Raw genomic sequence first — 13,646 nt, forward strand, 5'->3', positions numbered from 1 at the left:
GAAAGATAAACACTTTCGTTCAATCAGTAGCGAGAACAATAACGGATGAGGGTGAGCTGGTTGTGATGACAAAAAAGCATTATGCATTATTGGTCGAAGGGGGCGGTATGCGCGGTATTTTTACTGCGGGGGTACTCGATGCCTTCCTACAGCAAAAATTTAATCCTTTTCACGATTATGTGGGTGTATCTGCGGGTTCGACTAGTTTACTGTCCTACTTATCAGAACAAAAAAATCGTATTCAATCAATTTACTTAGACTATTCCTTACGCCCAGAATTTATCAGTTATAAACGTTTTATTCGGGGAGGTGATTTATTAGATATCCGCTGGCTATGGGACAAAGTCGAGCAAGAACACCCACTTGACCAACATAAAGTCTTTGCCACGCCCCAACGTAATATTTATGTGGTGCTGACCAATATGACAACGGGTCAGGCTGAATATGTACGTGCCGAACCGGGTCAGATTATCAATACCTTACTGGCATCGAGTGCCTTGCCCTTACTGGTCAGAAAAGCGATTAAAATCAATCATAACTTTTATATTGACGGTGGCGTAGCCGATGCCCTCCCCATCCAATGGCTACAGCAACAGCAGCATATCCGCCAAAGCATGGTAATACGCACAAGACCACGACAATATCGCCGTGACAATAGTCTTGTTGAACAATGGTCGGCACGTTGGCTGTTCCGCCGTAATCCAGTATTGGCACGCGCCATTGAAAAAAGTTTTGCGCGTTATAACAGTTCAATTCATTTTATACGGCGTCACCAAGACAGCATTCTGGAGATTAATCCGCCTACGAGCAAGCAATTTGCCTCACGCTTATGTCAAGACCCAGCCAAACTACAGTACAGCTATCAGTTGGGCTATGAGCAAGGGCAAATCGCCATGGATTGTTGGGAGCAATTCACCCACTTAGAGCGCTAATGTGCCGGCCAACCGCACATAAAAAGTCTCAAACTTTCTGGATTCAAATCGCCTTACTTGACGCAAACCGTCTTATGCACACCAACAATTTCGCCAACCCTACCAACAATCTCGCCACCCCGAGTAGCCACCTTAAAGCATAACGCCCGATCAAAAGATCAGGCGTTATCAAAACAGTTAAACCTACAAGAACATAAACCTAAAAAAACAAGTCACACCGTCATGATCCAGATTGGATTATTTCCATTTTACTGTACCAATTTCGGCTTTTTTAGGCGCTTCAGCGTTGCTATCACAACCACAGCTACCACCGCAGCCACCTGCTGCTGCAGGTCTGAGCCACTTGGCTAACTTATGCCAACCTTGCTGAGCACAACGTGCAGCCAAGGCATTAAAGCTACGATTGGCGGTGCGTGGAAAAACTTTTTTAAAAGCGACCAACGCACTCCACAACACAATCACTGCAACAATAAACATTTCCATCAGCTTTGACTCCCGTCGTACACGTTAACCCCAGATTTGGACTGCGATTTGATAGGTAAAGAATGACATCAAATACGCTAAACCAAACAGATATATCGTCATCACAGAGACTGTGCCCCATGAGCCTGTTTCGCGTTTCACAGTGGCTAAGGTCGCCAGACAATGTGGTGCATAAATGAACCAAACCAACAATGACAAAGCCGTTGCCAAAGACCAACCCGAACCATCGGCAGTGATCCACTCAGATAAAGCTTGTGCTGTGCTGTCTTCATCCCCAGTCGATAGAGCGTACACCGTACCCAATGCGGCAACAACCATTTCACGTGCCGCCATGGCAGGAATCAATGCCACCACAATCTGCCAATTAAAGCCCAATGGTGCAAAAATCGGTTGTAACAAATGCCCTAACATCCCTGCAATACTGTAGTCGATATCAGGTAGTGTTGCCCCTTCTGGCGGTTGAGGGAAGGTACACAAGAACCATAAAATAATGGTTAATGCCAAGATAATCCCACCAACACGTTTAATAAAGATTTTACCGCGATCCAATACACCAATTAAAATACTTTTAGGATCGGGGATTTGATAACTGGGTAATTCCATCAGCAAGGCATGTGGTGACTTGTCTTTTTGAAAGAGTTTCATCACAAAGGCAACCAACAAGGCACTGACAACACCGCCAGCATATAAACCAAATAGTACTAAGCCTTGTAAATTAAAAAGACCCCATATGGTTTGCTCAGGAATAAAAGCACCAATTAATAGCGCATATACTGGTAAACGTGCCGAACAGGTCATAAGAGGAGCAACCATGATCGTAACTAAACGATCACGCGGATCACCAATGCTACGCGTTGCCATAACACCAGGTACAGCACAAGCAAAACTGGACAATAATGGAATAAAAGCGCGACCACTCAGTCCTGCTTTAAACATCAGCTTATCGAGTAAGAATGCTGCCCGAGGTAAATACCCTGATTCTTCTAAAACCAAGATAAAAAAGAACAAGATAAGAATTTGTGGCAAGAACTCCATCACGCCGCCAGCACCACCAATAATGCCGTCGACCACCAGACTTTGTAGCATACTGCCGTCAGTTAAGAAGCCACCGATGGTTTCACCTAACCACTCAAAGCCCTCAACAATCAAATCTTGTACAGGTCCAGCCCAAGCAAAAACTGCTTGAAAGATCACAAACATCAACACTGTTAATGTGATTAAGCCCCAAACTGGATGTAAGAAAATACGATCAAAGAAATCGGTACGCTTATCTTGTTCTTCAACGAAAACCACTACATCACGCAGGACTTGTTCGACTTGTTCGACTTGTTGATGTGGTTCACCACTCAAACGTACGTCACTGAGTTCACGTTGTGGCACACTAAAACGTTCTTGCTCTAAAGCATTTTTCAGGGTTTCAATACCCGAATCACGCACTGCAACAGTTTCTACAACAGGCACGCCCAAGCGTTGTGAAAGTTTTTCGGTATTGATTTGCATGCCACGACGGCGTGCCTCGTCCATCATATTGAGCACCACCAACAGTGGTTTGCCCAATGCCATCATTTCCAGTACGAGACCTAGATGTAGACGTAAGTTGGTGGCATCAACAACACAGACAAAAGCATCTTGCTCTGCTTCTTCAGCAATATTGCCTTTGACCACATCGCGAGTAACCGCTTCATCGGGACTGGTGGCGTTTAAGCTATAGGTTCCTGGCAAATCCAACACGCGAACTGGACGCCCCGAAGCCAAGCTGAATTGCCCCATTTTCCGCTCAACAGTGACCCCAGCATAGTTGGCAACTTTTTGCCGTGTCCCAGTCAAATGGTTAAATAAAGAGGTTTTACCACAGTTTGGATTACCCACGAGGGCTATACGTAATGCTTCTGACATTATGCAGCCCCTTGATCGACATCGGTAATTTTAATTTTTGCTGCCTCTACTTTGCGCAATGCAAAACGTGTAAAACCGACTTGTATCAAAATGGGGTCCCCTCCAAATATACCTTTGGTAATAACACGAACCCGTGTTCCAGGTACAAATCCTAATGTTTCCAAACGACTGGCTATCATATCTAGATGGCTATCACTCTCCGAGTCCCGCAAAACCTCGGTGATCACAGCTGTCTGTTTTACTTTCAAATCTGACAAACGCACTGTACAACCCTAATCTTTCACAAAATGATATTAATTATACAGACAAATGAGAATTATTACCAAATAAGCTTGCATTTTAATAGGATATTCGCAATTGCATCCAAGCCTGACATGTTTTAGATTAAGCGCTACTTGGACAATTGATTGATGCTGTACGCTTCCCAGCATTCCCCTTCTTTTTAACTTTTACGGTTATTTGCTACGACTCATTATGCTCAATAAAAAACCACGTATTCCTGCTGCAATTCGTATTCCAGAACATTTAAGCTGTTTACAGGGTTTCCGCGACGATCTCATTGCACAAACCGTCAGCCCACATACCCGTAATGCTTATTTATCCGACTTAATCCAAGCAGATAGCTGTGTCAAAACCCCTTTAGAGCTGTGTGCGCATCAAGATATTTCCGATATTATTTTAAGCCTGACCAAGCAGGGCAAAAGCCCCCGCTCCATTGCACGAACCCTCTCGGCATTAAGAGCTTTTTTTAAGTTTCTACGCCTACAAAATATTCGTAGCGACAATCCGATGGCTGAGCATAAAACGCCCAAAATTGGTCGTGCGCTCCCCAAAGACTTATCTGAACAAGATGTAGAAGCCCTATTACAAGCCCCCGATATTCAGACCGCTTTGGGGCTGCGAGACCGTGCCATGCTAGAAGTGCTCTATGCTTGCGGTCTACGGGTCAGTGAACTGATCAATTTACGTGTTGATCTGATCAATCTCAAACAAGGTTATCTACGTGTCTTGGGCAAAGGCAATAAAGAACGTTTGGTCCCCTTAGGAGAAGTCGCACGAGAATGGATCGAACGTTATATACAACAAGCGCGCCCAACACTCTGTCAGTTTGCTACCGATTATTTATTTCTGACCCAACGTGGTGGCATCATGAGTCGTCAGAATTTTTGGTATGCCATTAAGCGTTATGCACTGCAAGCCAATATTCAAGCCGAACTCTCTCCCCATACCCTAAGACATGCTTTTGCAACCCATTTACTCAATCATGGTGCAGACCTGCGTGTGGTGCAAATGTTGCTAGGTCATAGTGATTTATCGACAACACAAATCTATACCCACGTGGCACAAGTCCGTATGCAACAACTACATGCCGATTTCCACCCGCGTGCTTAATGTTCCCAGCGTGTACTTGATTTTCCAAACAGGTGTTTAATGCTCCGAGCGCTTGCGACCATCACCTCAAAAGTCCACTATCTCGCAATATATTTATCAAATATCAACAGAGTCAAACAAAGTAGTGGGAGATTTTTTGTTATGCTAATGCACAGTCCAGCTTCCATTGATATATGTTATACATGCACAGATTTAAAAGGCGATTTATGCGATTAAACTCTTCAAAAGCACTGCTCAGCTGTGCATTGCTATCAGGACTTTTGTTAAGTGCCTGTTCCAATTCTGACAAGCAACAAAAAGACACCACCCTCACCGCAACCACACCTGCCACTGGCGAAGCAACCACCATTGCTGAACGTAATGCCCAACAGCGCCTGATTGAAACCTTACATAAAAATTTCGAGGCTGCTGGCGTCCATGCCAAAATTCTTGAAATCAAAAACACTGAATTGTCCAATCTGTATTGGGTGAAATTGGATGGTTTAGAACCCGTCTATGCCACCGCAGATGGTAAATATATTATTCAAGGGCAAGTCATCCGGCTCGGTGACAAAGAACTGATTGAAATCAGTGAATCGGTCAAAGCTGAAGACAATAAGGCACTCTTATCCAAACTGAACACTGCAGATCTCATCGTTTACCCTGCAAACGGTCCAGCCAAACATGTCGTCTATATTTTTACCGATGTCAGCTGCCCATATTGTCATAAGCTCCATCAGCAAATTGCTCATATAAACAGTAAGGGCATTGAAGTACGCTATATCGCCTCGCCTCGTGCGGATGAGTTTAAAGCTGCAATGGAAAGCGTATGGTGTAGTAAAGACCGCCGCGCTGCCTTTGATAAAGCAATTGCCGGTGAAACATTGGCTGCTGCAAGTTGTCAGAATCCAGTCGAAGCACAAACTGAACTGGGGGCTCAAATGGGGATTAAGGGTACACCTGCTATCTATAGCAGCCATGGCGAATATCTCGGCGCGTATATGTCTGCAGAAGACTTAGTCAAGCGCTTAACCCCATAAACGCATCACAAATAAAGAACATTTGTCATATGTTTTTTGCGCTCTTTGGATATAACGAACACAACGCACACCATGCTGGGGTAGATCCAAAGAGCAATCAACACAATGCCAATCACCGTCATAGCGAGAACAGCAATGTCACGAACAATTGAACAATAACGTGGGAAATAACATCATGGACAATATAAACAATAAAATGATCAGCAATAAAAGCTTATGGGGTTTCGCCTTTATTTTAAGTCTGGGTTTTATCCTTGCTGCTGCAGTCATGGGCTATGCCTTCAAGCAAAGCAATAATAGTAATAACTCAATTACTGTAAAAGGTCTGGCAGAAAAACCCATACAAGCCGATTTAGCACGTTGGGAAATCAACTACATCAGTGCGCCTGTCAGCGACAGTATTAGTGAGGCCTATCAACAGCTTGATCAGCAGGTCAAAAACATTCAAAAGTTCTTTTTAGACCATGGTTTTAAAGCAGAAGAAATCCAGCTCAATAACAAAAGCTCACAACCAGCCTATGAAGAGGTCGATCTGGGTGATGGTCGTTTCAGACAACAGCTGGTCGGCTACCGCGCCAGACAAAGCATTATTATTAACAGCCGTGATATTGCCAAAATTGCCAAAGCAGCCAAAGATATTTATGTCTTGGATGAACAGGGATTAAGCATTAATGAAAAACCACAATATCTGGTGTCCAATCTTGAAGAAATTAAAATGTCTTTGATCGCCAATGCAACTAAAAATGCTTATAGCCGCGCCAATGAATTTGCCAAAGTCGGCGGTGTCAAAGTCAGCAACATGCGCTCTGCTAGTCAAGGGGCATTTTATATCCTGCCAGAAAGCGGCTCTGACGAAGACAGTGATTATGGCGGTGCTTATGACAAAACCACCATCGAAAAAATTGCGCGTGTCGTCGTGACCATTAACTATGCCATCGACTAAACGCGCCAACTGATATTGCAGCAACAAGATTGCACAATGCTCCATCCCCCCCAAAGAGCCGATGGGGCATTGACAGCGATTGATCGGCTTGGCAAATAAAAATAGCAGCTCTATCACTGCACTTTGTTATAAAGCTCTATCACCTCACATTGTTATAAAGCACAAATTCAAAAAATAAAGCGTTATATTCAGCATTTACACCCTAGAGTCTCTGGCTTTTTTTAGCTATGATCAGTCAATCTTAATTATTTTTACGCAAGTATGGAGTGTGACGTGAAACCAGTTCGTCTGGCAATACTCGGTCTCGGTACCGTAGGTGGTGGAGTCCTTAAACTATTACAAGAAAACGCTGCTGAGATTAGACGCCGCACAGGTCGAGAAATTGAAATTACCTATGTCGGCACGCGTCGCCCTCGTCCCGATTTAAACTTACCTGCTTCGATAAAACAAAGTGCTGATCTGATTGACATTGTCAAACAAGCTGATGTGGATGTGGTCGTAGAAGTTATGGGCGGGATCCATCCAGCCTATGAGGTGATTACCGAAGCATTAAAACACGGTAAACAAGTCGTCACAGCCAACAAAGCCTTATTGGCTGAGCATGGTAACGAATTATTTAAAATCGCCGATGATCATAATGTACAGATTACCTACGAGGCAGCAGTTGCAGGCGGTATCCCGATTATTAAAGTGATTCGTGAAGGTTTAGCGGCCAATAAAATCGAATGGATTGCAGGCATCATCAATGGTACTGGCAACTTTATTTTGACCGAAATGCGTGAAAAAGGTCGTGCTTTTGCCGATGTACTTAAAGAAGCACAACAATTGGGCTATGCCGAAGCAGATCCAACCTTCGATGTAGAAGGTATTGATGCTGCACATAAATTAACAATCTTAGCGTCATGCGCATTTGGTATTCCCTTACAGTTTGACAAAGTCTATACCGAAGGAATTAGCAAAATTACCGCCCAAGATGTTAGCTATGCCGAAAATCTTGGCTATCGTATCAAACACTTAGGGATTGCCCGCCGCACCCATAAAGGCATTGAACTACGTGTACACCCCACCCTGATTCCGGAAGAAGAGCTACTTGCCAATGTCAACGGCGTCAAAAATGCCGTCTTGGTACAGTCTAATGCTGTTGGTCCAACATTGTATTATGGTGCGGGTGCAGGTGCAGGTCCAACGGCCTCTGCGGTGGTTGCCGATATTATTGATATCGTGCGTGACATTATCTATACCGAAGATGGTGCGGGAACCATTCCGCAGTTGGCATTTGAAGCCTTGGCAGATACACCGGTATTAGACAGCACAGAAATGACTACTGGTTACTATATCCGTCTCAATGCTGAAGACCAAACTGGTGTATTGGCCAATGTCACCACCATTTTAAGTCGCGCAGGTATTGGGATTGATGCCATAATGCAGCAACCTCGTTTAAAAGATTTAATCCCGATTGTGATTATGACCGATCCTGTGGTTGAGTCCAAAATGAACGACGTCCTAGCTGAAATCCAAGCACTCTCAGAGATTCATGGCGAAATCGTTAGAATTCGTATAGAATTGCTTGAAAACTAATCGAATCGAGGGCAACTGCCCTCACTGCTCTACACACATTGGAACACCATCATGTCGAATGCCAATCGTTACACTGGTTTAGTTGACCGTTATCGAGACCGTTTACCTGTCGCAGCCACTACTCGCGCTATTTCTTTAAATGAAGGCAACACGCCGCTCATCAAGCTCAACAATATTCCACGCATTATTGGCAAAGACGTTGAAATTTATGTGAAATATGAGGGTTTAAACCCAACAGGTTCATTTAAAGACCGTGGTATGACCATGGCGGTCACCAAAGCAGTTGAAGAAGGTTCTCAAGCCATTATCTGTGCGTCTACAGGTAATACCTCAGCATCGGCAGCGGCTTATGCTGCACGTGCTGGCATCAAAGCATTTGTGTTGATCCCAGAAGGCAAAATTGCCATGGGCAAAATGGCACAAGCCATGATGTACGGTGCAATCACCATGCAAATTCGCGGAAACTTTGATGACGGTATGCGTCTGGTCAAAGAAGTTGCCGATCAAGCCCCTGTGACGATTGTCAACTCGATTAACCCATATCGTTTACAAGGGCAAAAAACCATTGCCTATGAAATCGTCGAAGCCTTGGGTCGTGCACCAGATTATCACTGCTTACCTGTAGGTAATGCTGGAAATATCACAGCACATTGGATGGGGTATACCGAAGCTGTTGCAGACAGTGCACAGTTTGAACAAGTGGTTTATGACGCTGCCAGCGATGCCTTTACGGGTCCTAAACCAGAAGGTCGCCCAGTTATGGTCGGCTATCAAGCTTCAGGTGCTGCACCGTTCTTACGTGGTGCGCCCGTTGAAAACCCTGAAACCGTTGCTACAGCTATTCGTATTGGTAATCCACAAAGCTTTAACCATGCCAAAGCCGTTGTTAAAGAATCTTCTGGTTGGTTCGACGAGTTGACCGACGCAGAGATCTTAGACGCACAACGTATGCTTGCAATGTATGAAGGCGTGTTCTGTGAGCCTGCATCTGCGGCCAGCGTCGGCGGTGCAATCCGGGATATCAAAGCAGGTAAAATTGCCGAAGGTTCAGTCATTGTGTGTACTGTAACGGGGAATGGCTTAAAAGACCCAGATACAGCGATTAAACAATGCCAAGATGCGGTAATGCTCAGTATTGATGCCACCATGGATCAAGTAAAAGATTCTATCTTATCCAATATGTAAGCGATCATAGTTTCTGCCTTAAAACCTGCTACGGCAGGTTTTTTTGCAACCGAGATTCGGTCTTTCATAGGACTAGAATGAAAAATACCAAACATCACTTTAAACTGTTCTGTATTGCCCTCATAGTGAAAGTATATTGTTTTTAGAGAAGAATTCATGCGCGTAGATATTTGGTCTGATGTAGTCTGCCCTTTTTGTTATATTGGTAAAAAACGCTTAGAAGCTGTCGCACAACAGCTCAATATGCCATTAGAAATACATTGGCATAGTTTTCAACTCGATCCTGAAGCCCCTGCGCGTTTAGAGATCTCTAACACTGAACGTCTTGCACAAAAATATCAACGTAGTGTAGCTGAAGTTGAAGCCATGCAAGAAAATATCGCAGAGATGGCACAACAAGAAGGCATCACCTTCAATTGGCAACAGGCCAACTCAGGCAATACATTTGATGCGCATCGCCTGATTCACTTTGCCCAAAGCAAAGGGCTCGGCAATGAAGCTACAGAAGCGCTATTTTATAGTTATATGACCCAAGGGCTTGCCATTGGTGAGCGGGAAACTTTAGAAGACGTTGCAGCACGTATTGGGCTGAATCCGGTCGAAGTAGATGATCTTTTAGATTCAAATGAGCTAGCAGATTTTGTTAAATACGACGAAGACTTAGCACGCGATCAACTCAAAGTATCGGCTGTACCGTTCTTTGTATTTGACCAAAGAATTGCACTCGCTGGCGCACAACCACGTGAAGTCTTTGCCGAAGTATTACAAAAAGCCTTTGCATCGATCAAACACCATGATGATGACAATAATGCCATGGCTGAACCAGCAGCAAACTAAGATCAGCTCAAATATTCCACCAAGGTATTTTATAGTTTTGGCCTTGGTGGGTTTATACGGTGGGTTAATACGAAGTTGCTAAGCATACGACATCACATAAATACTCAACCACCATGGTCCAATAAATTTCATGAGCATTATTTTAGATTAAAAAATAATTTTAAATACAATAATCTAAGACGAATAATAATGCCCTCAAAAAAATAAAACCCAAAATAAATAATATTCCAAAACAAGTTATAAACTAAAAAATAGTATAAAATAAACCCTAAAAAACATCATCAACCATATTCAAAATCAACTTAATTGAAGTCAACTTAATTAAAATCATAAAAGCCCATCCCCACTAAAAATCGCCAACTGCAAATAAGTGCACGGTCAATTTAATCAGCATAAAATCGCTTAAAACTGCTATCAAACCACTATAAAATCAAAGTTTTCTATAAAATATTTATTGGGCTTCTTTCATAAACCGTCATAAAGTAATTTCGTAAATTGCTATAAACCAACATATCATATTGTATTTAAAGATAAATAATTTATCTGTGAAAGCTAGACCAGCTTAAATATAACGTCTATAAACAGCAAAAGCATAATGACAATATAATAAAAAAATATCAAAATAAATATTCAAACACTCATCGTAAAAAATAAAATATTACTAGTTTAAAATAAATGTTTTACAGTGAGTTTTTATTTTAAAGCTATTTTTAAATATTATAAATTTCTAAAAAATTCTACATAGGCTATCGATGGTAAATTACCAATATCAGATCAGCTTACTGTAGCTAAATCCAGATAAATGCATGCTAAAACCAATGCAAAATAAAGACTTAAATCTTTAAAAAGCAAAAGAAAATAAAAAATGATTAAAATTTGTTTGGCTTTTTAAAATTTATGTGCCTATAATCCGCCGCAACAAATTGCAAATTAACCTCGTTAGGTGAGGCTCCTGTACGGAGACAAGCTACTGCCCAGAAACGTCCAAAGACGCCAACGGGTTTGAACAGAAATCATCGAATTAAGGTGATTTATAACGTAGCTAGAATTGAAAAATTCTTATGCCGTACAGTGCTAAAGCTCAATGAATTGGGGGAGTACGACAGATGCGCTTGGTCTATTGTTAGACCAAGGCTACTCGTCGTCGCACACGACTGTCGCGATCAACGTGATGTCTAAGCACGCCCCATTTCTTTGGAGGCGTGCTTTTTTATTGCATTTTCAAAAACTTACTAGAGCTAGTCATCATCTTAATCGCTTGTTCTAGTCTTGATTTTGAACATTATCGCTGAAATGCCGGCAGCGCTCTAGCAACCGTGCTGCCGATCTGCATGAGTACAGTAAGGAGTTTTAAACATGTTTAAAACGAATGCCCAATTGCCATTGCAACACACTCGCCCAACAGCAACACCGTTATGGCACAAGTTGATTGCCCCCAATGACAACGCAGTACAAGAACTGCTTCAGCAGTATAAAATTCCACACGATCTACTACAGCATGCCTTGACCCCCAAAGCCATGCCACGTCTGCAAAGTGAAGCAGATGGTCTTTTATTGATTTGCCATCTTCCCTTTGCGCTCTCGCAAAGCCCGGCACCACAATTTCAATGTCAACCCGTTGCCCTAATCGTCACAGCCCAAGATGTGATTTTATGCTGTGCACAAGAGCATGCCATTTTTAAACAATTTTTTGATGTGCTTTTGCATCAGCGTTTTGCGGGTGTTGCTGATGAAAATACTGCTGATGATCTGGATAACCATAACGCAAAGGTCCTCAATGCTGCCACCACAATGCAGGCGATTTATGATCTTTTGCGCTTGATCACAGCTGAATTTACGACAGCCTGTCAACAGGTTAATCAAGCCATTGCCCTGTTAGAAATGGAACTGAAACAATCGACCAAAAATCAGCAAATTTTCACCCTGATTCAGCATGGAAAAACACTCAATCGCGTTGTCAGTGCACTAGAACAAAATGGCAAAGTCTTGCAACAACTGCTTCAACAGCCATGGATCGTGCAACATGACACTGCACCAGATCAATTACTTGACGTGATCTTAGCCAATGCACAAATGCATGCCATGGCGACAACGCAGAATAGTAATCTGTGCAATCTCATGGATGCCTACTCCGCCATGGTCGAAAACAACCTCAGTCTATTGGTGCAATACCTGTCTATTTTCGTGATTATTGGGGCAATTCCACTGGGTATTGCCAGTCTTTATGGCATGAATACGCCACTGCCTTTACAAGAGCAACCCTATAGCTTGGCACTGTTCGCAATCATTAGCATCGTGATCAGTAGTGCCATGATCATGATCTTTAAAAAACGCCAACTTATTTAAGCCATTGGTCGAGACTTTATCATGTTAAAAATATATCAAAGCAATGCACAAGCACAATTGCTTGAAGTCCCAGAAATCGTGCATAACAGTTTAATTTTATTAATTCAACCCAGTCTAGATGAACTACTCATTGTGGAAACAGCATTGCAGTTGCCACGACAATTATGCACTGCGGCGCTAGATCAAAATGAGCGTCCACGCATCGAAAAATCACCAGATCAAATCATGTTATTGCTCAATGCACCTTATCGACTCGAGCCTCTGCATGATCCACATACTGCGCCCTATCAAACCTGTCCGATTGGCTTAATTCATTGCGATCACCATATGATTATTGTTTGTCGTCAGCAGCTTCCCATGATAGAACAGCTCATGGCTGGACGCTTTGGTGACTTTCAAAGTTGTATGAAAACGCGTATCAGTTTATTGCTTTTTAAAGCCATCGCAGAATCTTATAACCAACATCTTACCCAGATAAATAAACAAATGGCTCAGTTGCAACAGCAGCTCAAACGCTCTTATCGGAATCATGAGTTATTTGCCTTGATGAGTCTAAACAAAAGTTTAGTGTACTTTTCGACTGCTTTAACCGCCATGACACTACTGTATCAACGTCTGATGGATGGACAGGAGATTAAAATCCATCAACATGAGGCGATGCGTTTAGCAGATACCCTCATTGACTTACGCCAAGCTACAGAAGTGACTGAAATGCGTAGAGAAAGTGCCAGTAATTTGATGGATGCTTATGCTGCAATTATTCATAACAACCTCAATTCAGTGTTAAAAATTCTAACAACATTGGCGATTGTGATGATGATTCCAACCATGATCGGAAGTATTTTCTCGATGAACGTTGCACTTCCCTACGAAGAACAATGGATCTCCACCATCGTGATATCCATCAGCATGCTGGTCTTGGTCACTGGATTATTGTTGCTGTTTTATAAAAAGAAATACCTGCGTATTCGATGAGGTCATCGCGAATCCGCCGCCTTATGCAGTCATTCTTTTCATTAATATTTTAGAGTAGCT

12 protein-coding genes and 1 riboswitch are annotated in these 13,646 nt (G+C 42.7%); of the genes, 9 read left to right on the forward strand and 3 right to left on the reverse strand.

The genetic code is table 11. The annotated features are described in order from the left end of the window. The first annotated feature begins 65 nt into the window (after window positions 1-65). Entirely contained in the window at window positions 66-932 is an 867-nt protein-coding gene (locus tag BFG52_RS15210) for a patatin-like phospholipase family protein (protein WP_067558127.1), read from the forward strand. Between the two features lie 237 nt (window positions 933-1,169). Here BFG52_RS15210 and BFG52_RS15215 read toward each other — a convergent pair whose 3' ends face one another. From BFG52_RS15215 to BFG52_RS15225, 3 genes are read right to left on the reverse strand one after another with little or no spacing between them, the layout of a single operon-like run. Further along, window positions 1,170-1,418: a DUF6587 family protein gene (locus BFG52_RS15215; protein WP_067558130.1), complete on the reverse strand. Its 249-nt coding sequence runs from the start codon at window positions 1,416-1,418 to the stop codon at window positions 1,170-1,172. 21 nt (window positions 1,419-1,439) lie between these two features. Then, window positions 1,440-3,311, reverse strand: a complete 1,872-nt coding sequence (gene feoB, locus BFG52_RS15220; RefSeq protein ID WP_067558133.1) for a ferrous iron transporter B — start codon at window positions 3,309-3,311, stop codon at window positions 1,440-1,442. Further along, complete coding sequence (locus BFG52_RS15225) at window positions 3,311-3,574, reverse strand: FeoA family protein (RefSeq protein ID WP_067558136.1); 264 nt, start codon at window positions 3,572-3,574, stop codon at window positions 3,311-3,313. The genes feoB and BFG52_RS15225 overlap by 1 nt, the downstream gene beginning before the upstream one ends. Before the next feature lie 211 nt (window positions 3,575-3,785). On the opposite strand from BFG52_RS15225, the gene xerD reads away from it, so the two are divergent. The 8 genes from xerD to BFG52_RS15265 all read left to right on the forward strand — a co-directional run bounded on the left by xerD (window position 3,786) and on the right by BFG52_RS15265 (window position 13,586). Next, a complete protein-coding gene (gene xerD, locus BFG52_RS15230; RefSeq protein ID WP_067558139.1) occupies window positions 3,786-4,703 on the forward strand; it encodes a site-specific tyrosine recombinase XerD in 918 nt (305 codons plus the stop codon). A 206-nt stretch (window positions 4,704-4,909) separates the two neighbouring features. Beyond that, window positions 4,910-5,722 (forward strand): DsbC family protein, encoded by an 813-nt coding sequence (locus BFG52_RS15235; RefSeq protein WP_067558142.1) that lies wholly within the window; start codon window positions 4,910-4,912, stop codon window positions 5,720-5,722. 184 nt (window positions 5,723-5,906) lie between these two features. After that, window positions 5,907-6,665 (forward strand): SIMPL domain-containing protein, encoded by a 759-nt coding sequence (locus BFG52_RS15240; protein WP_067559634.1) that lies wholly within the window; start codon window positions 5,907-5,909, stop codon window positions 6,663-6,665. A gap of 273 nt (window positions 6,666-6,938) precedes the next feature. After that, window positions 6,939-8,243, forward strand: coding sequence for a homoserine dehydrogenase (locus BFG52_RS15245; RefSeq protein ID WP_067558145.1), 1,305 nt, complete (start codon window positions 6,939-6,941; stop codon window positions 8,241-8,243). A 51-nt stretch (window positions 8,244-8,294) separates the two neighbouring features. Next, on the forward strand, window positions 8,295-9,428 hold the full coding sequence (gene thrC, locus BFG52_RS15250; RefSeq protein ID WP_067558148.1) for a threonine synthase: 1,134 nt from the start codon (window positions 8,295-8,297) through the stop codon (window positions 9,426-9,428). A 156-nt stretch (window positions 9,429-9,584) separates the two neighbouring features. After that, entirely contained in the window at window positions 9,585-10,265 is a 681-nt protein-coding gene (locus BFG52_RS15255; RefSeq protein ID WP_067558151.1) for a DsbA family oxidoreductase, read from the forward strand. Between the two features lie 928 nt (window positions 10,266-11,193). Beyond that, window positions 11,194-11,366: riboswitch (M-box (ykoK) riboswitch) on the forward strand. Between the two features lie 255 nt (window positions 11,367-11,621). Then, the gene (locus BFG52_RS15260) at window positions 11,622-12,611 is read left to right on the forward strand and encodes a magnesium transporter CorA family protein (RefSeq protein ID WP_067558160.1); all 990 of its coding nucleotides are present in this window, start codon (window positions 11,622-11,624) and stop codon (window positions 12,609-12,611) included. 21 nt (window positions 12,612-12,632) lie between these two features. Then, complete coding sequence (locus tag BFG52_RS15265) at window positions 12,633-13,586, forward strand: magnesium transporter CorA family protein (protein ID WP_067558163.1); 954 nt, start codon at window positions 12,633-12,635, stop codon at window positions 13,584-13,586. The last annotated feature ends 60 nt before the right edge of the window (window positions 13,587-13,646 follow it).

Source organism: Acinetobacter larvae (assembly GCF_001704115.1).
Taxonomy (GTDB): domain Bacteria; phylum Pseudomonadota; class Gammaproteobacteria; order Pseudomonadales; family Moraxellaceae; genus Acinetobacter; species Acinetobacter larvae.